Source organism: Rhodococcus sp. IEGM 1341 (genome assembly GCF_030056895.1).
Lineage (GTDB): Bacteria > Actinomycetota > Actinomycetes > Mycobacteriales > Mycobacteriaceae > Rhodococcoides.
Genome location: NZ_JASHKV010000002.1, coordinates 381,502 through 404,389, shown reverse-complemented (window position 1 = coordinate 404,389; position 22,888 = coordinate 381,502). Strand labels below are relative to the sequence as shown.

Annotated in this window: 22 protein-coding genes; 13 read left to right on the top strand and 9 right to left on the bottom strand. The window is 64.9% G+C overall.

The features are described 5' to 3' along the window. The first annotated feature begins 8 nt into the window (after positions 1–8). Together QM615_RS09055 and QM615_RS09050 are read left to right on the top strand one after the other, a co-directional pair. A complete protein-coding gene (locus QM615_RS09055; RefSeq protein WP_262498504.1) occupies positions 9–851 on the top strand; it encodes an alpha/beta fold hydrolase in 843 nt (280 codons plus the stop codon). Further along, a complete protein-coding gene (locus QM615_RS09050) occupies positions 848–1,957 on the top strand; it encodes a M20/M25/M40 family metallo-hydrolase (RefSeq protein WP_262498503.1) in 1,110 nt (369 codons plus the stop codon). The genes QM615_RS09055 and QM615_RS09050 overlap by 4 nt, the downstream gene beginning before the upstream one ends. On the opposite strand, the gene QM615_RS09045 is transcribed toward QM615_RS09050, so the two are convergent. Then, positions 1,918–2,943: a LacI family DNA-binding transcriptional regulator gene (locus QM615_RS09045; protein WP_149407014.1), complete on the bottom strand. Its 1,026-nt coding sequence runs from the start codon at positions 2,941–2,943 to the stop codon at positions 1,918–1,920. The two genes, QM615_RS09050 and QM615_RS09045, sit on opposite strands and share 40 nt — an antisense overlap. Positions 2,944–3,144: 201 nt before the next feature. On the opposite strand from QM615_RS09045, the gene QM615_RS09040 reads away from it, so the two are divergent. The 8 genes from QM615_RS09040 to QM615_RS09005 are packed head-to-tail and all read left to right on the top strand — an operon-like array spanning position 3,145 to position 10,182. Beyond that, the gene (locus QM615_RS09040) at positions 3,145–4,011 is read left to right on the top strand and encodes a BtpA/SgcQ family protein (protein WP_262498502.1); all 867 of its coding nucleotides are present in this window, start codon (positions 3,145–3,147) and stop codon (positions 4,009–4,011) included. A 3-nt stretch (positions 4,012–4,014) separates the two neighbouring features. Continuing rightward, positions 4,015–4,911 carry a carbohydrate kinase family protein gene (locus QM615_RS09035; protein ID WP_149407012.1) on the top strand — a complete coding sequence of 299 codons (897 nt, stop codon included), beginning with the start codon at positions 4,015–4,017 and terminating at the stop codon, positions 4,909–4,911. Continuing rightward, the gene (locus QM615_RS09030) at positions 4,908–5,921 is read left to right on the top strand and encodes a substrate-binding domain-containing protein (RefSeq protein ID WP_149407011.1); all 1,014 of its coding nucleotides are present in this window, start codon (positions 4,908–4,910) and stop codon (positions 5,919–5,921) included. Before QM615_RS09035 ends, QM615_RS09030 begins: the two co-directional genes overlap by 4 nt. Positions 5,922–5,925: 4 nt before the next feature. After that, positions 5,926–6,711, top strand: coding sequence for an ATP-binding cassette domain-containing protein (locus QM615_RS09025; protein ID WP_068049297.1), 786 nt, complete (start codon positions 5,926–5,928; stop codon positions 6,709–6,711). Then, positions 6,708–7,742: an ABC transporter permease gene (locus QM615_RS09020; protein ID WP_149407010.1), complete on the top strand. Its 1,035-nt coding sequence runs from the start codon at positions 6,708–6,710 to the stop codon at positions 7,740–7,742. The genes QM615_RS09025 and QM615_RS09020 overlap by 4 nt, the downstream gene beginning before the upstream one ends. Continuing rightward, the gene (locus tag QM615_RS09015; protein ID WP_149407009.1) at positions 7,739–8,770 is read left to right on the top strand and encodes a phosphotriesterase family protein; all 1,032 of its coding nucleotides are present in this window, start codon (positions 7,739–7,741) and stop codon (positions 8,768–8,770) included. Before QM615_RS09020 ends, QM615_RS09015 begins: the two co-directional genes overlap by 4 nt. A gap of 9 nt (positions 8,771–8,779) precedes the next feature. Continuing rightward, positions 8,780–9,532 (top strand): glutamine amidotransferase, encoded by a 753-nt coding sequence (locus QM615_RS09010; RefSeq protein WP_149407008.1) that lies wholly within the window; start codon positions 8,780–8,782, stop codon positions 9,530–9,532. Further along, positions 9,529–10,182 (top strand): TenA family protein, encoded by a 654-nt coding sequence (locus QM615_RS09005; protein WP_149407007.1) that lies wholly within the window; start codon positions 9,529–9,531, stop codon positions 10,180–10,182. Before QM615_RS09010 ends, QM615_RS09005 begins: the two co-directional genes overlap by 4 nt. Positions 10,183–10,213: 31 nt before the next feature. Here the strand turns inward: QM615_RS09005 and QM615_RS09000 are convergent, their stop codons facing one another. Then, on the bottom strand, positions 10,214–10,654 hold the full coding sequence (locus tag QM615_RS09000) for an Hsp20/alpha crystallin family protein (protein ID WP_149407006.1): 441 nt from the start codon (positions 10,652–10,654) through the stop codon (positions 10,214–10,216). 493 nt (positions 10,655–11,147) lie between these two features. On the opposite strand from QM615_RS09000, the gene QM615_RS08995 reads away from it, so the two are divergent. Continuing rightward, entirely contained in the window at positions 11,148–11,648 is a 501-nt protein-coding gene (locus QM615_RS08995) for a hypothetical protein (protein ID WP_149407005.1), read from the top strand. A gap of 513 nt (positions 11,649–12,161) precedes the next feature. Here QM615_RS08995 and QM615_RS08990 read toward each other — a convergent pair. The 7 genes from QM615_RS08990 to dcd all read right to left on the bottom strand — a co-directional run bounded on the left by QM615_RS08990 (position 12,162) and on the right by dcd (position 19,811). After that, complete coding sequence (locus QM615_RS08990) at positions 12,162–13,277, bottom strand: fused (3R)-hydroxyacyl-ACP dehydratase subunits HadA/HadB (RefSeq protein ID WP_149407004.1); 1,116 nt, start codon at positions 13,275–13,277, stop codon at positions 12,162–12,164. A 50-nt stretch (positions 13,278–13,327) separates the two neighbouring features. Beyond that, entirely contained in the window at positions 13,328–14,296 is a 969-nt protein-coding gene (locus QM615_RS08985; protein WP_262498501.1) for an Hsp70 family protein, read from the bottom strand. A gap of 140 nt (positions 14,297–14,436) precedes the next feature. Next, positions 14,437–14,724 (bottom strand): ANTAR domain-containing protein, encoded by a 288-nt coding sequence (locus QM615_RS08980; protein WP_149407003.1) that lies wholly within the window; start codon positions 14,722–14,724, stop codon positions 14,437–14,439. A gap of 151 nt (positions 14,725–14,875) precedes the next feature. Next, the gene (locus QM615_RS08975) at positions 14,876–15,958 is read right to left on the bottom strand and encodes a hypothetical protein (protein WP_149407002.1); all 1,083 of its coding nucleotides are present in this window, start codon (positions 15,956–15,958) and stop codon (positions 14,876–14,878) included. Positions 15,959–16,039: 81 nt separating this feature from the next. Beyond that, complete coding sequence (locus tag QM615_RS08970; protein WP_149407001.1) at positions 16,040–17,482, bottom strand: CYTH and CHAD domain-containing protein; 1,443 nt, start codon at positions 17,480–17,482, stop codon at positions 16,040–16,042. 55 nt (positions 17,483–17,537) lie between these two features. Continuing rightward, the gene (locus QM615_RS08965; protein WP_188078744.1) at positions 17,538–19,064 is read right to left on the bottom strand and encodes a DUF7159 family protein; all 1,527 of its coding nucleotides are present in this window, start codon (positions 19,062–19,064) and stop codon (positions 17,538–17,540) included. A gap of 168 nt (positions 19,065–19,232) precedes the next feature. Continuing rightward, a complete protein-coding gene (gene dcd, locus QM615_RS08960) occupies positions 19,233–19,811 on the bottom strand; it encodes a dCTP deaminase (protein WP_032396620.1) in 579 nt (192 codons plus the stop codon). Between the two features lie 140 nt (positions 19,812–19,951). On the opposite strand from dcd, the gene QM615_RS08955 reads away from it, so the two are divergent. Together QM615_RS08955 and QM615_RS08950 are read left to right on the top strand one after the other, a co-directional pair. Further along, positions 19,952–20,665 (top strand): hypothetical protein, encoded by a 714-nt coding sequence (locus tag QM615_RS08955; protein ID WP_149406999.1) that lies wholly within the window; start codon positions 19,952–19,954, stop codon positions 20,663–20,665. Further along, positions 20,662–22,791: an Rv1355c family protein gene (locus tag QM615_RS08950; RefSeq protein WP_149406998.1), complete on the top strand. Its 2,130-nt coding sequence runs from the start codon at positions 20,662–20,664 to the stop codon at positions 22,789–22,791. Before QM615_RS08955 ends, QM615_RS08950 begins: the two co-directional genes overlap by 4 nt. Positions 22,792–22,888: the final 97 nt, after the last annotated feature.

Below are 22,888 nucleotides of genomic sequence, written 5' to 3'. Positions count from 1 at the left end.
GCTCCGCGATGGAGAGAATCACCGAGTACACCCATGACGGATGGGTGTTCGACGTCCTCGACCAAGGCCCGCTCGACGGCCCGATCGTGTTGCTACTGCATGGATTTCCCGAGCGGGCATCGTCGTGGTCCGCAGTGATGGCCGTTCTGAACGAGCACGGATTCCGCACTCTTGCACCGGATCAGCGTGGGTATTCACCGCGGGCCCGGCCGAAGCGGCGACGGGACTATCGCATCGGAGCGTTGGTCGGCGATGTCGCCGCCCTGATCGAGGTGATCGGCCAACCCGTTCATCTGGTCGGACACGATTGGGGAGCGAACATCGCCTGGGTCACCGCAGGCCGACACCCTCGGCTCGTTGCGTCACTGACCGCGTTCTCGGTTCCGCATCCCGGCTCGTTCATGACCGCGATGCTCACCTCGAAGCAGATTCTGCACTCCTGGTACTTCGCGTTCTTCCAACTGCCGCTACTGCCCGAGAAATGGATGATGCGGCCCGGCGCCCGGGCCGAGAAGTGGTACGAACAAAGCGGAATGACCGAAGACGACCTCGAACGGACGAAGACGGAGATCGTCGACTACGGCGCACTGCCCTTCGCCGTTACCTGGTACCGCGGACTGCCGTTCTCGAACCCGGGCATCGGCCGTCTGCGCATCACCGTGCCGACGTCGATGGTGTGGAGTGACGGAGACACCTTCATCGGACGATCCGCCGTCGACAATGCGCAACGCTACGTCGACGCTGCATACACCTTGACCGTGTTATCCGATGTGTCGCACTGGATTCCGACACAGGCATCGGATGCGGCCGCCGCAGCAGTGCTGCGGTCGATCGCCCTCAGCGGCACGTGACCGCTCCACAACCGGAGGACACCATGGACACCACCGGCCTGCTCGCTGAACTCGTCGCCACGAGCACCGTCTCCGGCGACCCCGCACCGCAGCGACTGACCATGAACACGGTCCTGTCGCTGCTTCGAGCGCGCACTCCGATGCTGACCGTGGAAGGCGACACCGACGGTCCGCACCCGTGGATGCTGATAACCAACGAGGCACCTCCCGAGACGACGCGGCTGATGTTCGCCTGTCACGTCGACACCGTCCCGCCCGGCGACCTGAAGCACTGGCAGTTCGATCCGTTCGTCGCCGACATCGAGGATGGAGTCCTACGCGGCCGAGGCACCTCGGACATGAAGGCCGGTCTCGTGGCGGCCACGGCCGCAGTGCTCAACGCCATCGACGACGGCGTCCCGGTCGCATTCCTGCTCACCAGCGACGAGGAGATCGGATCGCTCGGCGCGCAGGCCGCCCGCCATGCCGTCGCCGACTGCAGAGTCGGGGCCGTCGTAGTTCCGGAGGCCACAGGAAACCGCGTACACCTCGGCCATCGCGGTGCGCTGTGGGTCGACGTGTTCACCGCAGGCGTTGCCGCACACGGCAGTACACCGCAACGCGGCGAGAGCGCCATCTTCAAACTCGTCGACGTGTTGGCGCGCGCAAGAGAGGAACTGCCGCTCGCCTCGGATACATTCCTGGGCGCGGAAACGTTCAACGTCGGACTGATCGACGGCGGTTCGGCCCCCAACATCGTGCCCGACGCGGCCCACGTGGTGATCGACCACCGTACCGTCGGCGATGGCCGGGATCTGCTGGCCTGGTGGAGGAATCAACCCGAAGTGGATCGTGTCGACGCGCGGATCGACCTCCCCGGAGTACGCACCACGCCGGACAGTAACTGGATCGCCGCGCTCCCGAATCCCGTTGCAGCAGAGCCGGTCACCTACTTCACCGACGCATCCATCCTGGCCGCCGCGGCCCCGTCGGCCCCGATCGTGGTGTGGGGACCGGGCACGCCGGCGCTGATGCACGCGGCCGACGAGAGCGTGTCCTTGGCCGAACTCGACGCCGCTGTCGCCGCCTACGGCGCGGTGACTCGAGCCTGGCCTACGGTCGACTGACGCACCACCAGTTCAGGTTTGAGCGCGATGTGCGCGGTACCGGTGAGGTCGGTGTTCATCGCCTGATCCAGCAGCCGCGTCGCCTCGGCAGCGATCCGTTCCTGGGGCTGCCTGATGGTGGTGATCGGCGGATTGCTCAAGGCGGAGAACGGAATGTCGTCGAAGCCCGTCACCATGATGTCCGACGGTACGGCGAGCCCCAGCGCCTGGCAGCTCTGCAGCACTCCCAGCGCGATCAGGTCGTCTGCACACACCACCGCGTCCGGACGAGACGCCGATGCCAGCATCGCCCGGGATGATTCGCGTCCCCAGTCGATCGAGTAGTCGCCCAGCTGGGTCCACTCCTCTCGCGTCTCGATGCCGACGCGGGCGGCGTGCCGAAAGAAGCCGGCCCGGCGCAGCTCGGTGGAGGAGTTGGTGAGCTCCGAGCTGATGAACGCGGCGCTGCGTGCGCCCTGGGCGGCAAGGTGATCCATCAGAAGTGCCTGCGCCGCATCGTCGTCCACGCCTACCCAGTCGGTGTGCGTGTCGAGGGCGAATCGGTCCAGTTGGACGACGGGGATCGCGCGAGCCGAGGCTCGGACGGCGTCGGCGGATCGTTCACCATGGCACGGGCTGATGATGATGCCATCGACCTGACGAGAGACCAGGCTTCGCAGGCGCTGCGCTTCGACGGCCGGATCCGAGCGCGAATCGCAGAGGAACAGTTGCAGTCCACGCTGCGAGAGCACGTGTTCCACGTTGACGACGAGCGAGGTGAAGAACGGGTTGGCGATGGACGGAACCACCATGCCGATGGTGTCGGTGCGATTGCGACGCAGCGAGCTGGCGATGATGTTTCCGGAGTAGCCCAGCTCGTCCGCTGCTCGCCGGATGGCCGCGGCGACCTCCTCCGAGACCGGCCGAGAACCCGACAGTGCCCGCGACACCGTGGCCGTCGAGACGCCCGCACGTTCGGCGACGTCGCGAATCGTTGCCTTGCGCATCCGACTCCTAGTCTTTGGTGTGGCCTGAGGGTAGCGAACCGTGGACACCGTCCGGTCTGGTTAACACGATAGAGGCAATCGTTTACATAAACGACTCAAGAATTCCTTGACATGAACGGGTGCTGATCCCCTACGGTGCATATACGCAAGGTAATCGATTACATGCCCGACTCGATTGCCCCGATCCCAGGAGCCACCCACGTGAGCACGCCCCCTCCGGAAGCCAGCCCGACGTCGTCGCTGGGAGTATTTCCGTCCAAGCCGTCGGCGCTTGCCGACATCGTCGCCACCACCCCCGCCCTCATCGGGGCCATCCACCTCCCCGCGCTCCCGGGAAGCCCGCACTACAAGGGCCAGCCCGTCGCCGAGATCGCGGCCTTCGCAGTCGCCGAGGCACACGCCTACATCGACAACGGCTTCGACGCGGTCATCGTCGAGAACCACTGGGACATCCCGTTCCTCAAGCCCGGTGAGCACGGCTACGAAACCGCGGCGACGATGGGCGTCGTCACCGCCGCCGTGGTCGCAGAATTCGGTCGAGCCGTCGGCGTCAGCATCCTGTCCAACGCAGGCGAATGCGGCGTGGCCGCAGCGTGGGCCGCAGGCGCGAGCTTCGTCCGCGTCAACCAGTGGGCCAACGCGTACATCGCCAACGAGGGCTTCATCGAGGGCCAGGCCGCCAAGACCACTCGCTTCCGCCATCGCATCGGAGCCACCCCGGTCAAGATCTTCGCCGACGTGCACGTCAAGCACGGTGCACACGCCATCGTCGCCGACCGCACCATTGCCGAGCAGACCGAGGACGCCGAGTTCTTCGACGCCGACGTCCTCATCGCCACCGGCTCACGCACCGGCGACGCCGCCTCGGTGGACGAGGTGTCGGTGATCAGGAACAACACTGTGCTCCCGGTCATCATCGGCTCCGGCATCACCGCGGGCAACGTGGGCGATCTGATGAAGGAGTGCGACGGTGCCATCATCGCCTCCTCGGTCAAGGAGAACGCGCGCTGGTGGGGCCGGGTGGACGGCGACAAGGTACGCGCCGTCGCCCGCGCAGCAGGAAAGTAGCGCATGATCGTCTTCTTCGGCTACGCCAACAGCGATGTGACGGTGCATGTTCCGCACGTGCCGGTGCTCGGCGAACGGGTTCAGGCGACGGCCGTCGACACCATCGACGGGGGCATGACCGCCAACGCCGCCGTCGCCGCCGCCCGGATGGGTGCCCGGGTCGCCTTCGCCGGCGCCGTCGGACCGGACCCGCGTTCGACGCAGTTTCTCGCCACACTCGAACACGACGGCGTCGACACCAGCTGGTCACCGCGTGACGCATTCCTTTCCACCGCAGTGGTTCTCATCGCCGACGGCGGCGACCGATCCATCATCAGCCAGGACGACGCCAACGACGCCACCCGGTTGGCTGCGGTGCTCGCCACTCTCGCCGAGGGCGGCGGCCGGCTCTTCCTCGACGGCTATCGAGCAGCGATGCTGCCCGCCGAACTCCCCCCGAACGTCAGCCTCGCAATCGACCTCGACGGCTGCGAGGACGCCGATGCCGCGCTGCGGGCATTCGCTCTCGCCGACCACGTGATAGTCGGACGCAGTCTCTGGCAGAACAGCTTCGGCATCGAGGCCGAGCGGTGGTCGACGCTGACCGCCGAGCACGACACCCACCTCGTCGTCACCGACGGCGAACACGGGTGGACCCTGGTCACGCCTACGGGCGAGACCGTCACCGAACCCGCGGTGCGCGTCGACATCGTCGACGCCGTCGGCGCGGGCGACTGTTTCTGCGGTACCTACATCGCCTTCGTGGACGCAGGCACACCACCGGCCGACTCGGCACGTCTCGCGGGAGCGTCGGCAGCCCTCGCCTGCGCCACCCCCGGTCCACGCGGCTGCCCCAGCCTCACCGAACTGACCGAATTCACCTCCACGCACGCACCATTCGACCTCCAGGAGATCCCATGATCAAACGCGCACTCCCTCTCGTTCTCGGTGCTGCCGTGGCGCTGACGCTCACGTCCTGCGATTCCGCCGCTCCCAGCGATACCGCCGGCGGGACCGACGCGGCCGCGTCGTCGATCCCCGAGCCCACCCGCGTCGCCGAATCCTGCGAGGGCAACAACGGCACCCTCAAGATCGGCCTGGTGACGATCAACCTTCAGGCCCTGTTCTTCAACCAGATCAACAACGCAGCTCAGAACGTGGCCGATCAAGCCGGTGTCGATCTCCAGATCATAAGCGGCAACGACGATTCCGTCACACAGGCCAACGCGTTCGACAACCTCATCGCCTCCGGCGTCGACGCCATCATCGTCGACGCGATCGACACCGACGGCATCAAGCCGTCCGTGGCCAAGGCAGCTGCCGCGGGAATCCCCGTCGTCGCCGTCGACGCCACCGTCGACGATCCGGCCATCTCCACCCAGGTGGGCACCGCCAACGCCGAGGGCGGAGCGCAGATCGGCGACACCCTGGCCGAGCTCGCGAACAACACCGGCACAGTCGGTATCGTCGGCGCGCTCAACAGCACCATCCAGCTCGAACGCCAGAAGGGCTTCACCGACACCGTCTCCGCCGCAGGCATGACCGTCGGAACAGTGGTCGACGGGCGCAACATCCAGGAGAACGCGCAGACCGCCGCGGAGAACCTGCTCACCGGTAATCCGGACATGGAATACGTCTACGCCACCGGCGAACCCGCGCTCATCGGTCTCGTTGCCGCAGTGAACAGTCAGAGCGCACAGGACCGGGTCAAGGCCGTCGGCTGGGACCTGTCGGATCAGGCCGTCACCGCACTCGAGGCCGGCTGGCTCGAAGGCGTCGTACAGCAGAACACCTTCGAATTCGGTTACGAGGCAATGAATGCCGCCATCGACCTCGGCTGCGGACGCACCGCCCCCGCAGACATCCCTGTCCCGACGCAGATCGTCACCCCGGCGAACGTCGGCGACTACATGTACTACCTGAAGAAGTAGAGCCATGACACAACAGCTTTCACCGGATCCACCCCTGATCGAACTCTCCGGAATCACCAAGTCGTACGGCCCGGTCAAATCACTGCGCGGAGTCGATCTAAGGCTCGGACGCGGCGAGGTACTCGGAGTCGTCGGAGACAACGGCGCCGGCAAGTCGACGCTCATGAAAATCCTTGCCGGTGCCGTTCAACACGACGGCGGTGAGATGCGCGTCGACGGCAACCCGGTGCGCTTCTCGACGCCGCTCGACGCACAGCAGAAGAAGATCGGCATCGTCTACCAGGATCTCGCCCTGTGCGACACCCTCGACGTCGCCAGCAACCTGTTCCTCGGTCGGGAGCCCAGGAAGGGCCCGTTCCTGGACCGGCACGGCATGCACGAGCGGGCCGCGAAGATCCTGGCGGACCTGCACGTGAAGGTGAAGTCGACGTACCAGGAGATCGGGCAGCTCTCGGGCGGACAACGTCAGACCGTCGCCATCGCCCGCGCCGTATCGTTCCGCCCCGACGTGCTGATCCTCGACGAGCCAACGGCGGCACTGGCCGTCGCCGAGGTGGAGTCGGTACTGAAACTCATCACGGACGTCGCGGCCCAGGGCGTCGGCGTCATCCTCGTGACGCACCGACTGCAGGACCTGTTCCGCGTCTGCGACCGCATCACCGTCATGTACGAGGGCCAGAGCGTCGACGACGTCCCCATCGGAGACCTGAACATCGAATCCCTCGTCGGCCTCATCACCCGTACCCCGGTACCCACGCACTCCACGTCCCGGCCGGGAGGCCCCTCATGACGATTCTCGACAAGAACGCTCCACCCAGCGTGAAGAAGCTCGCCAGCAGACCCACCCTGTGGCAGCAGGCGAACAAACCGACGCTGGCCATGCTGGCCGTCACCGTCGCCGTCGCCGCGATCTTCTCGGTCACCACATCGTCGTTCCTGACGTTCACCAACATCTCGAACCTCGCCACGCAAATCGCTCCGGTTCTGATCATCGCCGTCGCCATGACGTTCGTGATCACCACCGGTCAGATCGATCTCTCCGTCGGGGCAACGGTGGCGTTCGTGGCCGCGATGAGCGCCGAGCTGATCCAGGCCGGCGTCGACTCCTCGGTGGTCTTCGTGGCAGCGCCCTTGATGGGGGCCGCGTGGGGTCTGGTCAACGGTTGGCTCGCTGCCTACCAGGGCATTCCGCCGTTCATCGTCACCCTCGCGACGCTGTCCATCATTCGCGGCATCGCGCTGTACCGCACCGAGGGATTCTCCGTCCCGATCACTCCCGGTACGGCGTTCGCCAAGCTGGGCACCGCATCGTGGCTCGGGTTCTCGGCCAGCGCCTGGATCGCCCTCGGCGTGGTGATCGTCGGCGCAATCGCCCTCAACCGCACTCGATTCGGCCGCTACGTCACCGGTATCGGCTCCAACGTCGAATCCGTTCGCCGCTCGGGCGTCAACACCCGCCGGGTACTGATGATGACGTTGGTGTTCACCGGTCTCGCCGCGGGCATCGCCGGACTTCTCATCGCAGCTCGGCTGGGATCCGGATCGGCCAACTCCGCCAACGGATTCGAGCTCACCGTCATCACAGCGGTGGTACTCGGTGGCACCAACCTCTTCGGTGGACGCGGCACCGTGATCGGAACCGTCATCGGCGCGGTCCTCACCGGTATCATCGCCAACGGCCTCACCCTGCTGGGCGTCAGTCCATTCCTGACTCCCATCATCACCGGTGTCGTTCTGTTGATGGCGATCTGGATCAACATGCGCGGACATTCCCTGGCCTCGCTGTTCAAGCACCTGCAGAGTGCGCCGGGGAAGCAATGATCGTCACCACTGTCACCGGAGCGATCGACTCCGATCGACTCGGACTCGTCCTGCCGCACGAACACCTGCACAACGACGCTTCCGTCGCCTACTCACCGTCGCCGGATCCTGTTGTCGCGCAGATCCTCGCCGGCCCGGTCGCCTCGGAGAACGCGTGGCTGTTGCACGACAACCCGTACCACAGCGCCGACAACTGCCGAGTCGACGATGCAGCCGGGGTTCTCGACGAGCTGAAGACGTTCGCGGACAACGGAGGAACGACGATCGTCGACCTGACACCCCCGGGTATCGGCCGTCGACCACAGATTCTCGCCGACTACTCACGCCGGTCCGGTGTTCGGGTCGTCATGGGCTCGGGCTGGTATCTCGAGTCGACGCATCCGCCCGAGGTGGCCGCACTCGGCATCGACGCCCTTGCCGCGTCGCTCATCTCCGAGTTCACCGCCGAAACGGATGCGCCGAAGCCGGGTGTGATCGGGGAGATCGGAATCTCGCCGTCGTTCACCGAGAACGAGGCGAAAGCGCTCCGCGCAGCATGCGTCGCTCAACGGGAGGTGAAGGTGCCGCTGTTCGTTCATCTTCCGGGTTGGAAGCGCTATGGACCGGCGGTACTCGATATCGTTCTGGACGAGATGGGTGTCGATCCGGGCGCGGTGGTGCTGTGCCACATGGACCCGTCGGGCAACGATCCCGATTACCAGTGTGCGCTCGCCGATCGCGGGGTCTTTCTCGAATTCGACATGATCGGTATGCCTTTCGAGTTTCCCGGGGAGGGGCAGTCGCCGCCACCCGCCGAGACTGCCCTCGCCGTGGTGGGTCTGGTCGGTGGCGGATACGGAGCGCAACTCCTCCTCAGCCACGACCTGTTCCTCAAATCGATGTTGCGTAAGTACGGAGGCAATGGATTGGCCTATGTGCCGGTCTCTTTCGCCGCTCGGCTGGTTCGCAACGGACTGGATCCGCAGCGCGTGTCCTCACTCATGCAAGACAACCCGAGGTCGCTCTTCGAGCAGGCCGGAAAAGGATAGAGAAGCGTCATGGGTAAGAAAGTTCTGATCGCCGGTGAAAGCTGGATGACGTCGTCCACCCACGTCAAGGGTGTCGACGAGTTCACCGTGCATTCCTACGTCGAAGGCGTCGGCCCACTGCGGGACGCGCTGGCCTCCCGTGGGCACGAGGTGGTGCACATGCCGGCGCACCTGGTACCCACCCAGTTCCCCGGTAACGCAGAAGCGCTGTCGGAGTTCGACGTGGTGGTGCTCTCCGATATCGGTGCCAACTCGATTCAATTGGCACCCAATGTTTTCGACCGCTTCCAGGCGGGCGAGGATCGATTGGTCGAGCTTCGGAACTGGGTGCACGACGGCGGTGCGCTGATGATGATCGGCGGATACCTCTCGTTCTCCGGATTTCAGGCTCGGGCCGCGTTCCGGCAGACGGCCCTCGCCGACGCACTCCCGGTGACGATGCTCCCGGAGGACGATCGGGTGGAGACGCCCGGTGGAATGATTCCCGTCGTCGTCGACGGAACCCACCCCACCGTGAGCGGCAGCGGCACCGAGTGGCCTGCCCTGCTCGGCTACAACCGCGTGATCGCCAAGGACGGGGTTGCCGTACCGGCCACCATCAACGGTGATCCGCTGGTGGCAGCGGGTGCCTACGGCAAGGGCCGCTCCGCAGTGTTCACCTCGGACTGCTCACCGCACTGGGCACCGCCGGAGTTCTGCGAACAATGGCTCGGATACACGGATCTGTTCGACGGCCTGGTCACCTGGTTGTCCGAGAAATGACTCGCTCCGCCGAACTGACTGCGCGGCAGCATCGCAATCTTGCTGCCGCGCAGCGTGTCCGCTTCATCACCGACTCGATCGACGGCACGTTGCGCGACGAGGACTTTCGGCGCTACCTGGTGATCGAGGAAGCATTCGTGCTCACCGCGGTGCGCATTCTCGGGCTCGTGGTCGCGGAGTCGACGTCGTTGGACGACGCCACCGATCACGTGACGTCACTGTCCAACCTGGTCGGCGAGCAGCGCGAATACTTCGCGGGGCTACGCGAGCAGTTTCCGTACGACGGTGACGTGGACGAATTGGTCGAGAGCTCGTCCGTTCTGTCGAACTACGCACTGGGACTTGCCCGTAAGGACGGTAGAGCCGCAGCTCTGGTCGCAATGTTCGCCGCCGAAACCCTGTATCTGTCTTGGTGTCGCGCGGCGATGGACAAATCTGTCGATCGTGAACCGGCACTGCAGGAGTGGATCGAGATGCATACCCGCCCCGCGTTCGTCGCGCAGGTGGACGCGTTGGCCCGAGAAGTCGACGCGATGGACGAGGTGGACGACGCGACCCTGGACGCGTGGTTCGTCGGAATGTTGGCTGCCGAGATGGAATTTCACGACGCCGCGATTACCCACGACAGTGGTGTGGACAAGCGCCACTGAAGGCACCTATCCGCACCACTGCCGTAGGCGCTCAGCTTGCCTGGGTCTCGATGGTTCGTTGCGTGTTGTCGTGGGCGATCTCGATCTTGCGCGGCTTGGCCCGCTCTGCCAGCGGGATGGTGACCGTCAGGACGCCGTTGTCGTAGGACGCCGAGATCTTCTCCGCGTCGACCCCGTCACCGAGCGAGAGCTGGCGTCGATACGTTCCGGCAAATCGTTCCGACGAAAGCCACTGCACGCCATCACTGGTGGGTGCGGTTCGATGCGCGGTCAACGTGAGGGTGCCGCGATCGACGTCGACATCGATCGAGCCCGGATCGACACCCGGGAGGTCCGCGTTGAGGACGTAGTGATCGTCGAGCTTGTAGAGGTCCATAGGCATGAACCTGGGTGCACGGTCCGAACCACTGGTTGCGCCGAGCATCCCGGCAGCAATCGAGTCGAGGTCACGGAACGGATCGAAGCGAAGCACAGCAACCACCTCCTGAACGACGATGCGTCCGCCCCTGTAGCGGCCGCGTCTTCACTGTGCGAGACCCAAATTAGCACTCTCCACCCACGAGTGCCAAGAGGGAATTTGCTCCGCAGTGGTGTGGCTGAGTGCCGCCCAGGGCACTCGACCACACCACTGCCGCAGGCACTTACAGCCGTTCGATAGGCCGTCCAGCGTACCGACAAGAATGGCTCGAAAGTGCCGATTAACGAGTTGCGGGTGCGCATCGCGTAGCTACCGCTATCCGAATCGGAGAAGCGCACACACAACGGTCACGACGCGTAGCCTGCTGCTCATGGGCGATGATCGGAGTGCTGCACCGGAGGCCGATCCGCTAGCTAAGTGGCGGAAGTTTCCGAGCAGCGTGCAACCAACTCAGGAGGGTAGGCGGTGGAGTCGGACGCGTCGCCATGGGACCGCCCTCCCAAGTATGATCCGAGTACGGGGATAGTTCATTGAGTGAGTATTCCTGATGCGCTGGATCGCAATAGTTTTCGGCCTCACCCTGTCCGCAGCGTCGTCACTTCTGTGGCATTTCGCAGCGCCCCTAGCGCCCTTCGACCCGGCGGCGACCTCCGGTGAATCCGGAAGCATATCGATTCTCGGCTACGCACTGATATTCACCGAACAGGGTCCGCCGTGGCTTCCGTCGTCACTCGTCATCGGTGCGCTGACACTGTGCGGGGTCGCAGCGGCAGCATGGATGCGAAGATCTCGGCAGTCTCTGTTCTGGTGGCCCCTGCCGACGTCGGTGTTTCTCGGAGGTCTTTTGTGGGCCGTCGCAACCGTCAACCCGCCGCGAGCCTCCGGTATTGCCGTGGTTCACCCTGATTCGATGCCCGCGCGGATGTCGAACTCACCGCTACTGCGCGAGTCGAGTCTCGTATTCCTGGTCGAATGCCTGACAGCGTCGATTGTGATCGGTGCCGTGTTCGCCATAATCCAATACGCAACCGACCGACGCCGACGGTAAGGACGAACAGTGGTCCCACCGGTTATTGATTACCCGGCGTTGCGCGAAGCCGCGCGATCCGAATCTGGGGGTCGATTGGCCGCCGACGCAGAGGCTGAACACATCTACGCCCCTCGCATGAATTGACGCCCGCTACAGGGGGTGTGGATTCCAACGAAGGGCGTAAATACCACTGCACCCTGCACATCAGCTCCCCACATTCGGATACCCGACGCCGATCGGAGTCAGAAATCCAAAACTGAGGAGCCGATCCGCGGTAGAGGCCGAACCCAGCGCACATCTACGCCCCTCGCATGGATTCACACCCGCTACAGGGGGTGTGGATTCCAACGAAGGGCGTAAGTACCACTGCACCCTCCCGATCAGCTCCCCACATTCGGAAACCCGACGCCGATCGGAGTCAGAAATCCAAAACTGGGGAGCCGATCCGCGGCAGAGGCGAACCAGCTAAGCCGTCGAGTGGTGTGATTGAGTGCCGCCCGGGGCACCTAATCACACCACTGCCGCAGGCATTCAGCCCAATTGCACTGTTGCCGTAGCGCGGTGGCCGAAGATTCGCTTGCCCTCGAATGTCGCGCCCAGTGAGATCACTGCAGTACGCGTCGCCTCGTCCTTGGACTTGACCTTGCCGGTGAAGACGATTTCGGCGGCCTTGTGGGTGTCCACGGGGATGGGGGTGGTGAAGCGGACGGTGTAGTCCTTCACAGCGCCCGGGTCGCCGAGCCACTCGGTGACGTAGCCGCCGCCGACGCCCATCGTGAGCATCCCGTGAGCCAGCACGTTCTCGAGATCGATCAGCTTGGCGAACTGCTCGCTCCAGTGAATCGGGTTCGCGTCACCGGCAACGCCTGCGTAGTTGACCAGATCACCGCGGGTCAGGCGCACCGTGCGCGGCGGCAGTTCGTCTCCGACGTTGACGTCGTCGAACTTCTGCGTCGGCCGACCCCGGTACTCCTCGACGATCAGTGGCTCGTGCTCCTGCGGAGTGGACAGTGTGTCGCTCTGGCCGGAATCGGCTCCGCCGACGTCCGTCGTCGCACCGAACATGACCAAGTTCTTCGCGGACTCGGCGATGGCCGGATCGATCTCGCCGGACCGACCGACGAGGAGCGTGGTGTACGTGGTCTGCACCAATTCGTTCTTCTGGTTGGACACGACGTTCTTGGTGACCATCATGTCGCGACCCATGACCGTCTTGAACGAATCGAGCGAGACATCGCATGTCAGTTGGTCGCCGGCAAGGATCGGCTTCTGGAACACCAGCACCTGATCGGTCTGCAGAATCTGGCTCAGGTCGTAGCCCTCGGCGATGGACTGGAGAAGCTTCTTCTGCGCGAGGGTGCCGACCAGCGACATGAACGTCAGAGGTGCGACGAGGGCACTGTGACCCAGAGCGGCCGCAGCGTCGCCATCCCAGTGGGCGGGGTGGAAATCCTGGACGGCGCGGGCATACTCACGGACCTTCTCGCGGCCCACCTCGTAGTAGTCCTCGGTGCGGTAGTGATAACCGACCATGCTCCGAGCGTGTTCCGCCGGATCGAACGCCTCCTCGCCGGTCGCTGCCGTACCGGACTCCGCTACCTGCTCTGCCACTGTTGTCCCACCGTCTCGTACCCCACTGTTCACCATTACCCGAGCAACTTACCGAACAACGGCGTTGGTTGGCCAGGCCGGAGGGGTCAAGCCGAGCGGTGTCGCGGAGAGTCGTGGTAGCCCACCATGCCCACCATCGAGGCGTGTTGCGACGGCACAACGTTGGCGATCATGGCACCACGCGGGCGATGGCGACGAGACGCGACCGCGTCGACCGCCATCAGAGCCGCACCGTGCGCGGTGAGGGACTCCGGATTGGCGGGCGCGACGACCGGCAGCATCAGATCACGACGAAACAGACGCCGCAGCGTCGGAATGTTGGCGCACCCGCCGACCATCACCAAGGCATTGACGGCACAGGGAGCGTCGACGATGACACTGGCCACCCAGTCCTCCAACGAACGAATGCTGCGCTCGAGAACATCGTCGAAGGTATTGCGCCACAACCGCACCGGCCCGCCGACGAAAGGTCCGGCAACTTCCGCCACCCGCAGCCTGGACAGCTGCTCGCGTGCGGTGCGAACCGACACCGCCAGATCTGCTCGAGTGCGATCGGACGCCAACTCGTCCGCTCCGTACATCGAGAGCAAGTAGCGGGCGACCTGCTCGTCGCAGCTGTTACCCCCGAACAGCGTGGTGCGCACCGAACTGAAGACCGTGCCGGTGGCCGGGTCCGCGACCGACACCGTGGTGCCCGACGCCCCGACGTCACAGATCGCGACGGTACGAGCGCCCTCCAGCTGGCCGGTGCCCCGCAGATACCGCAGCTGAGCACCGAGTTCGGAGGCGACCAACAGACGATCGGCCTCGTACGTGGAGTAGGCGGAGGTTCGCGCGCGAGCACCGGGATCGTCGGGCACAGCCAAGACGATGTCGGTTCTGTCGACCATCTGGTCGCGCGACATGGAGTCCAGCAAGTCGATGGCGACCTGAAGATGGTCGTCGGGATCGAACGAGTGAACGATGTGGGCCGACCGCACCGACTCGTCGATCGCATCGACTGCGACCCCTCGGGCAGTGGCGGAACCCACCGAAACACCAAGGACTGTTCTCATGATTCCTCGACTCGACTGGCTACTCCGACCTGCCGATACTAACCGTCGAACCGCCGCCTGGACAGCAAACTGGGTATCTGGATGAACTTTTGGTTTGTTTTGGGAGATATAACAAGCAGTAGGACGTCAGTCCTCCATTCTCAGGCGACGTGGTCGAAAGGTTCTCGACGGTCGGCCAGCAGCGGACCCCATTCCTCCTGCGCCGACGTCATCGCTGCGCACGCGACACCGTTGGCCGAAACCATCCCACGCGCGGCCGCGACGATGGAGCGGGCGGACTGCACGAGCGAGACATCGAACCGGAAGCTGTGCGCCGCCAATTCGGCGAACGCCTCCTCCGGACTACAGCCACGCAGTGCGATGAGAACACCCACTGCCCTGTCGATGGTCGTGCGGGTCACGGGTTCTGCTGCGGGATGTTCGGTCATCGAATACTCACCGTCTACTGGTCGATCACTCGATGGTAGCGACGGCTGAGCGGAAGTTCAGGTGTCCGAGTCGAATTCACATACCCGTCACGCGAAGGACTTGTACAAGTATCAAAACCGCTCGCTCACAATGCAATCAACGGATCGAGGGCTATTCGACCGGATCTGCCGCCGGTTCCGTATCGGTGGTGGGGTCGGTGGTCTCCGGAACCTCGGTGGTCGGCTCGGCCGGGTCCGTGGACGGCACCTCGGTTTCGGGTTCCGGCTCGGGCGGGGGATCGACGGTAGTCGTTTCCTCGCCACCCGAGTCGCCACCCGAGTCACCACCCGAGTCACCACCGCCGGAATCACCGCCACCGGAGTTGCCCCCGCCGGGTCTGCCGCCACCCGAGTTGCCACCGGCATCGACGCCACCCGCATCGACGCGACCGGAGTTGCCTCCTCCCGACGACGCCTCGACGTACGGAGTGGGGACCGAACCCGCAGTGGGTGCCGCACTCCAGGTACCGATCGGCATCGGCCCGTACGCGGGGGCCTCGAGCAACCCGGTGTCGACGGACGGAACCGCCGACGGGTCGGTAGAGGGGACCGCCGAATCGGCGACCACCACCGCCGAGGACGCGGCTTCGCTGTTTCCGCTGGACGGGACCTCGGCAACATCGGCGGTATCGGCGGTATCGACCACGGAATTCTGCGTCGGATCGGACGCCGCCAGAGCCCACACGGTGGCTCCGCTCAGTGCCGCGAGAACCGCGACGCCCAACCCGATCATCGTCAGTCTCGCGCTGCGGGGCGTACCGGCCACATCGCTGCCGAAACCACTCCGGTCCTCGTCACCCGTCGCATTCGGAACGGCCACCGGCTCGGCGAGGGCGGCCTTGGCTCCGATCAGTGCCGCTGCAATTGCCAATGGAACCGCGGAGTTCAACCGCGGATCTCCGGCATCCACTACCCCGACGTCATGAATATCGTGGGCGGCCAGAGCGGCGCGAACGGTCCCACAGAGCGCGATGCTGTCGCAGACCACCCCGGACCCGCTGATCAGCAGGTCGTTCTGGGCCGCCTGCACCCTCATGATTCCGAGCATCGTCGAGACGGCGTCACCGACACCCCCGGGAACCGAGGAGACGGAGACGGTGCGAGTGGAAATGGGGCCGAGCTCGGGTAGATCGGCCTCGACCAATGCAGCAGATATTTCGTCGTCACCGACGTGCACCCCGAGCGCAATGGCCATGATCGTCGACTCCCCCGAATTCGATTCGGGCTCAGAGTACCCTTCGGGTCTCGAATCGGGGAATTATCCCGGTTTCGCTGATCAGAACTCCAACCTGCTCGCCTCGTCCCGGGCTACCTCGGCGGCGCGACGCTCGCGCTCGAACAGCAGGCCGAAGGTGAAACCGTTCTCCCCTGCCGTCGTCCCTGCCCGCGCGCCGAGAGTCCGCAGAATTTCCGCCGCGATCACCGCATCCTGGTGCTCTCCCAGCACCTCCTGAATCGTCTTGTAGTGCTTGATGTTCGCTTTCGAGACCTTCTTGTCCACCACCGGCGCAACCAATTCGGCCGCGTACCGCGCACGTTTCGACGCCTTCCGTGCACGATGCAACGCCTCGTCGTCGGTACCGCGCACGGCACTCTTCGTGCGATCGATCGCCTTCTTCCCGGCCTTGCGCGCTAGCTTGACCAACACGCGGTCGGTGACCTCGCCGTCGATCGGTAGCCCACGCGACCACTCCGACAGCGTCGTGAGCAGCGCGCGGTAACGCTCTCCGTCGAGTTCGGTCATCGCCGCCTCGCGGTATCGGATCTGCTCGGCCAACAGATCGTTCTCGATGCGCGACGCCACCGGCCCGAGCACCAGTTCGGGCGGCAGTTCCCGCAGCGCAGCCGCGAACCGAGCACGCTGCACCTGACGATCTCGAACCTCACCGAGAATGCTTGCATACCAGGACAGTTCAGCCTCGAGTTGCGCAGCTGGCTCATCCTCGAACAGACTCCCGAACACGCGGAGGGTGCTGCGGTAGCGCCGAATGGCCACCCGCGTGGAGTGAATCGGATCCAGCCCTCGACGCAGATACACATCGCCTGCGACGATCGCCTGCGCCTGATCGTCGAGATAATCCGCCAGCAGCGCCACCCCAGGTTCGGCAGGTTCCTGGCGCACCACCGACAGCGCCCGATCCAACTTCGACGGATGCGCCGACGGACGAGCACCGGCAGCGCGCAACACCTTGCCCGCCTTCTTCAGGAACGACTCCGAGCCTGCGGGGCCGAGTTCCACCTCCACCTCGCGCCACCGCGGACCGGTCGCACCGCCGATCAAGACCACCGACACTTCGTCGTCGGCGATTTCCGCGACGACGGCCCCATCGGCGTCGGACACGGTGTGAATCGTTCGACGCGTCGTCAAAGTAGCGACCGCGGCCAACTGCGCGCCCATCACCGCACCGCGCAGCACATCGTTCAGCTCGTCCGGCACCGCGTTGTGCGCGCCGCTGCCGAGAGGGAGCCGAATCTCGGTCCGCGCCTTCTCCGCCGGGACCTTTGCATGCCAGCCGTTGTCGGAGTCACCGGTACGACGCCGGACGATGATCCCGCGTCGCAACAGGTCGTGGCCCGCAGTGTCGAAATACTCACTGCTCAAGTCGGTCTCGCTCGACACCAGTGCGCCGCCGGTGGGCACCAGCGCAGCGAGAGTGGGCAACTGAAAATCTGCGTCGACGTCGAACTTGTCTTCGCGCTCGGTCTGAATCGACTCCATACTGCTCATCCTGCCTCGAGTGACCGGGCCGATGACGGCCGAAAGCGCAGACCGGTCAGCGTCGCGGAAAGTCGAAATCCGGCAACGGAAAATCGAACGTCCGAGTCGACCGCGTGGTGGTCGTCGTCGTGGTCCGGGTCGTCGTGGTGGGACGCGTCGTGGGCGGACGAGTCGTGGCGGCAGGTGGGACCGTCGTCTGCACCACGGTCGACCGATCGACGGTGGGCCTGCTCGGTGCCGTCGTCTGCTCGATGGCGGACGGGGCACCGGTCGTGGTGACGGTGCGCCGTGTGGCGGTGGCGCTTTCGGCGACCGTCGTGGCCGGCGCCTGGGACGAGGACGACGTTGTCGGCGCGCCGACCGAAGAAGAGGTCGGCGTCGCCGTCGTGGTCGCGAACGGCACCGACGATCCGGCGGGTTCGGCGGGTGACCCGTCCGCCGCGGGCACCACGGACTGCGACCGGGCGGGTTGCGAGGAGTCCTGCGACGTGGTCACCGACGGCGCTGGATCCTCGCCGCTGGTCCGTGCCGCCGCAGTGACCACGGTGCCGGCTGCACACACCGCGACGAGTGCCGCGAGCGCGCCGCCGAGATGCCGGGCCTTGTTGGCCCTCGTCATCCGCTTGGAGGAGGTGTCGCTGTGCCGCGGACGCTTGGAGACCACCGGGACAACCGCGGCCACCTCGAGGTCTGCGGAATCGCGGTCCACGGCAGCGAACCGATCGGTGAGCGCCTCCGGTGCCGCCGGCGCAGGCCGCAGACCCACCGTCCGAGCGATCCCGGCAGCGCCGTGCGCCGCCAGCAGTTCCGGCTGCTCGGGCACGTAGACCGGCATCGACACCGCGTCGAACAGGACCTGACGAATTATCTGCATGTTGGCACCGCCGCCGACGGCGACGACGGCGTCGACGCGAACGCCCTGCGCGCCGACCGCATCGAGGACGTCGACGGCCATCGAGACGGCTCGGTGCACGGCGTCGCCGATGACCTCGTCGAGATTGCCGCGCCACAGCGACGCACGTCCGCCGACGAACGGACCGATGATCGACACGCTGCGAAGCAGGGCAAGCTCGTGTTTGCCGTCGCGGACGTCGTGCACGAGCCGCCTGCGAGCCTCGATCGTCAGCGCCTCGGCCGCACCGAATGTCGCGATGAGGTGATCGCACAGCATTCGATCGCACTCGTCACCGCTGAGCGCGTCCGTTCGACGCGACGCGAGAACGTCGCCGCTGTCGATGTCGACCACGGAGACCGAGGTACCGGAAGCGCCGACGTCGAACAGGGCGACGCAGCGTTCGCCTGCCAACACACGTGTTTCACGCAGTGCACCCAATTGGGCACCGAGTTCGGACACGAGGACGACACCGTCGGAGAAATCCTGATCGTAAGCCGTTCTGGGGTCGCTCTCACGCAGTGCGAGCACCGGATAGAAATCCGCCGACGCATACTCCGACGCCAGGTTGTGTACCGATGTGATGACGGCGTCCCACGGATCGGGGGCGAGGCCGTTGGGTGCGGGCCGGGACGCGACGGGCTCGTGCACTTCCAGCACGGCACCGGAGCGAGCGTTGTCGCTGATCACGCTGCGGAGACCACTCGACCCCAACGAAGCGCCGAGTACGGACACATCGGGAACCGCGGACACTAGAAACCTCGCTCTGGTAGGCCCCAACCCACGTCAGGTCACCAGAGTACCGCTACAACCGTCCGTTCGTCATGTTTTACGGCGGGCAAACAAACTGCGAGATCGTTACTCGACGCTCGACCGGACGAAATTCAGGTAGGCCTTCGACGGCGTCGGCCCACGCTGACCCTGATACTTCGACCCCACCGCGGCACTGCCGTACGGATTCTCGGACGGCGACGACAGCCGGAACAAGCACAGCTGTCCGATCTTCATGCCCGGCCACAACGTGATCGGGAGGTTGGCGACGTTGGACAACTCCAACGTGATGTGGCCGCTGAAGCCCGGATCGATGAACCCTGCAGTCGAGTGCGTGAGCAGACCCAGCCGCCCGAGCGAGCTCTTCCCCTCGAGCCGACCGGCCAGGTAGTCCGGCAGCGTCGTCAATTCGAGAGTGGAGCCGAGAACGAATTCACCCGGATGCAGAACGAACGGTTCGCCGGCCGCGGGTTCGACCAACGTCGTCAACTCGTCCTGCTGCAGCGACGGGTCGATGTGGGTGTAGCGGGTGTTGTTGAACACCCGAAACAGCTTGTCGAGCCGCACATCGACACTCGACGGCTGAACCATCGACGGGTCGAACGGTTCGATCGCCAGGTTTCCCAGGGTCACTTCGGCACGGATGTCACGGTCGGAGAGCAGCACCTCTGCAGGCTACTGGTCCTGGGTGTTCCCCCGCGACACACCCGAGTCCCGATCGCGGCGCATAGCTCTGCAAAGGAAAAGCCGGACAATCGAGCGGCACGACCATTCACATTCGGCAAACTCCTGTCAGGAAGACTGAAATGACAATTCCGTTCGACGTCCCCTCGTACTGGGATCAGCGATCCCAATGCCTCGTTCTGGCCACCACTCCCACCGAAAATCCGGCGTTGTGGAAACAATTCCTGGACGGCGCGGAGGAAAGCTATATGCGACACGGTGTCACCACCGCTCTCGAAATATCGGCCATTCGTGACGGCAGCACCACGGCGCTGTTCTTCGCCGCACTCGACCGAACCGGACAAATAGTCGGCGGGGTACGGGTACAAGGACCGTATTCCTCGGTCGATCAATCGCACGCACTGATCGAATTCGCCGACCATCCGGAAGGCCTACGGCACGTGCACACCATGCTCGACGAACGCATCGGCCACGGAGTCGTCGAACTCAAATCCGCGTGGGTCGCTCAGCACGCACCCCACGGCCGCGCCGTCACCGCGATGATCGCCGAATCACCCGCCTACAGCACGGCACTTCTCGGCGCGCGCTACGCCCTTGCCACCGCGGCCTCCCACGTTCGCACCGCATGGCTCGACACCGGCGCCGTCATCGCCACCCAGATCGCGCCGATCCCCTATCCTGACGATCGCTATCGAACCGAGGTGTTCTGGTGGGACAGAACAACACTCGCATTCAACGCCGATCTGGCCACCTGGCGCCGGATGCGGCACAACACGGTCACCCTGCTCGCACACCGCCGCGCAGCCGTCGAACTCCCGGAAGCAGTCGCATCATGAACGATCGAACCACGCCCGGCCACTACTGGAAGCCTGTGATATTCGACGAGACGGACGCCACACAGCGCGACGCACTCGACGAACTCAGAGCCGACCCCACCCTCACTTTCCTGGACGAACGAAAGACGCAGAGAAAAGGCCTGCGCTCACTGCTTCCCGGCCCTGAGCAGAGCCTTCTCGACGAAAACGACAGGTGGGTTTTCTTTCCGTGGCGAAAGACGGTTGTCGCCGTACTCGGACCTCGCTCGTTTCGACACCTGCGGCTGGACAGGAACAGAAACAAGATAACGCTCGAGGAACAGAATTCCTTGGGAGATCTCACGATAGGAATCATCGGCCTCAGCGTCGGGCACGCCATTGCCCACACTCTCGCACTCGAAGGAATCTGCGGGACGCTTCGACTCGCCGATTTCGACGAGATCGAACTGTCCAACCTCAACAGAATTCCGGCGTCCATCCTCGATCTCGGGGTCAACAAAGCGGTCGTCGCGGCCCGACGCATTGCCGAGATCGACCCGTATCTGCGCGTCGAGATCGCCGAGGACGGAATCACCGAGAACACCATCGACGAGTTCTTCGACGGACTCGATCTGCTCGTCGAGGAATGCGACTCCCTCGATGTCAAGGTCCGCGCCCGCGAGGCAGCCCGCTCGCGAGGGATCCCGGTACTGATGGAGACCTCCGACCGAGGACTGCTCGACGTCGAGCGCTTCGACCTCGAACCCGACCGTCCGGTGTTCCACGGCGTCCTCGGCCAGATCGACTCGACGAGCCTGCAGGGGCTGGGCACGCGCGACAAGATCCCCATCGTGCTCGATCAGCTCGACGCCTCCCTGCTCTCGGCCCGGATGGCCGCCTCGATGGTGGAAGTGAGCGAAACGATCGAGACCTGGCCACAATTGGGCGGCGACGTTCAACTCGGCGGCGCAACCATCGCAGCAGCCGTTCGACGCTTCGGCACCGGAGCGCACCTGCCCTCCGGACGAATCCGCGTCGATCTCGAGACACATCTCGACGCGCTCGCGGCCCCGAACCCGTCGCCGAGGGCGCAGCAGTATTCGGTCGACACCGCCGTCGACGCTCACCACGCATCCGGCGATCCCGACGCGCTCGTTCTCGACGCTGCGCGCCGAGCACCGTCCGGTGGAAACAGTCAGCCGTGGACGTTCACCCGTGAAGGACGCACCGTGCGGATCGGGGTGGATCGTTCCCGCACGTCGACCCTCGACGTCGCCTTCCGGGGCAGCTGCGTGGCAGTGGGTGCGGCCGCCTTCAACGCGCGCGTGGTGGCCACCGCGCAGGGCAGGCTCGACCGCAGCGAGGTCACCGACCACGGAGTCGAGATCACCCTGAGTGCGGGCGATCCACAACCCGTCACCGATCGACGCCTGCTCGACGGCGTTCTCGAGCGGTGCACCAATCGGGAAATGGGCACCGGCGCACCCCTGGACGCCGGCATCGCCGCCGACATCGCCGCTGCGGCAGAGGCAGAGGGTGGCCGGGCAGTGCTGCTGACGGCACCCGAGTCCATCGCGGCGGCCGCGGATATCCTCGCTGCCGCCGATCGAATCCGGTATCTCACACCGCACCTGCATCGAGACATGTTCTCCGAGTTGCGCTGGCCGGGGGATCTCGATCCCGACCGGGGAATCGAGGTGTCGACCCTGGGGATCGACGACGCGGACCTGTCCAAGCTCGAGATCGTCAAACGGCCGGACGTCATGGAGCTCGTGCAGGCGTGGGACGCCGGTGCAGCGCTGGGGACCGACATGCGCGACCGTGTGCTGTCGAGTTCGGCACTCGCAGTGGTCGTCGTACCCGGATCGACCGCAGCAGATTACATCATCGGGGGATGTGCAACGGAGAACGTTTGGGTAACTGCGCATTTGCGCGGCTTGGCAGTGCAGCCGGTTTCCCCTGCGTTCCTCTACGCGCGCACCGCGGAGGAATATCGACAACTGGCACCCCACCACGCAGAAACGCTGCAGCAGTTGAGTTTCGAGTTTCGCGCACTGCTTGAAATCGAAAACACAGAGTCCGTCGCGCTGGTGTTGCGGCTCGGTAGCGCCCCGAAAACCCCGATACATAGTCGCAGACTTCCTGTTTCAGCGTCTGTATCGGGGTAGAGTTCCGGCGAAGACCAGGGGGAACAGTCCTGCACTGCGTCTACGAGAGGCGGGAGTAGGGCCCTGGAGCACAATCGGACGCTCGAGGTCCTCGTCA

What these genes read in the sequence shown, in the direction of transcription:
- QM615_RS08980 (WP_149407003.1), bottom strand. Translation starts at nt 14,724, where the DNA reads ATGACCGAACATCCCGCAGCAGAACCCGTGACCCGCACGACCATCGAC.
- QM615_RS09015 (WP_149407009.1), top strand. Translation starts at nt 7,739, where the DNA reads ATGATCGTCACCACTGTCACCGGAGCGATCGACTCCGATCGACTCGGA.
- QM615_RS08995 (WP_149407005.1), top strand. Translation starts at nt 11,148, where the DNA reads ATGCGCTGGATCGCAATAGTTTTCGGCCTCACCCTGTCCGCAGCGTCG.
- QM615_RS08950 (WP_149406998.1), top strand. Translation starts at nt 20,662, where the DNA reads ATGAACGATCGAACCACGCCCGGCCACTACTGGAAGCCTGTGATATTC.
- QM615_RS09020 (WP_149407010.1), top strand. Translation starts at nt 6,708, where the DNA reads ATGACGATTCTCGACAAGAACGCTCCACCCAGCGTGAAGAAGCTCGCC.
- QM615_RS08970 (WP_149407001.1), bottom strand. Translation starts at nt 17,482, where the DNA reads ATGGAGTCGATTCAGACCGAGCGCGAAGACAAGTTCGACGTCGACGCA.
- QM615_RS08975 (WP_149407002.1), bottom strand. Translation starts at nt 15,958, where the DNA reads ATGGCCATTGCGCTCGGGGTGCACGTCGGTGACGACGAAATATCTGCT.
- QM615_RS09030 (WP_149407011.1), top strand. Translation starts at nt 4,908, where the DNA reads ATGATCAAACGCGCACTCCCTCTCGTTCTCGGTGCTGCCGTGGCGCTG.
- QM615_RS08985 (WP_262498501.1), bottom strand. Translation starts at nt 14,296, where the DNA reads ATGAGAACAGTCCTTGGTGTTTCGGTGGGTTCCGCCACTGCCCGAGGG.
- QM615_RS09045 (WP_149407014.1), bottom strand. Translation starts at nt 2,943, where the DNA reads ATGCGCAAGGCAACGATTCGCGACGTCGCCGAACGTGCGGGCGTCTCG.
- QM615_RS09035 (WP_149407012.1), top strand. Translation starts at nt 4,015, where the DNA reads ATGATCGTCTTCTTCGGCTACGCCAACAGCGATGTGACGGTGCATGTT.
- QM615_RS09025 (WP_068049297.1), top strand. Translation starts at nt 5,926, where the DNA reads ATGACACAACAGCTTTCACCGGATCCACCCCTGATCGAACTCTCCGGA.
- QM615_RS08990 (WP_149407004.1), bottom strand. Translation starts at nt 13,277, where the DNA reads ATGGTGAACAGTGGGGTACGAGACGGTGGGACAACAGTGGCAGAGCAG.
- QM615_RS09055 (WP_262498504.1), top strand. Translation starts at nt 9, where the DNA reads ATGGAGAGAATCACCGAGTACACCCATGACGGATGGGTGTTCGACGTC.
- QM615_RS09005 (WP_149407007.1), top strand. Translation starts at nt 9,529, where the DNA reads ATGACTCGCTCCGCCGAACTGACTGCGCGGCAGCATCGCAATCTTGCT.
- QM615_RS08955 (WP_149406999.1), top strand. Translation starts at nt 19,952, where the DNA reads ATGACAATTCCGTTCGACGTCCCCTCGTACTGGGATCAGCGATCCCAA.
- QM615_RS09010 (WP_149407008.1), top strand. Translation starts at nt 8,780, where the DNA reads ATGGGTAAGAAAGTTCTGATCGCCGGTGAAAGCTGGATGACGTCGTCC.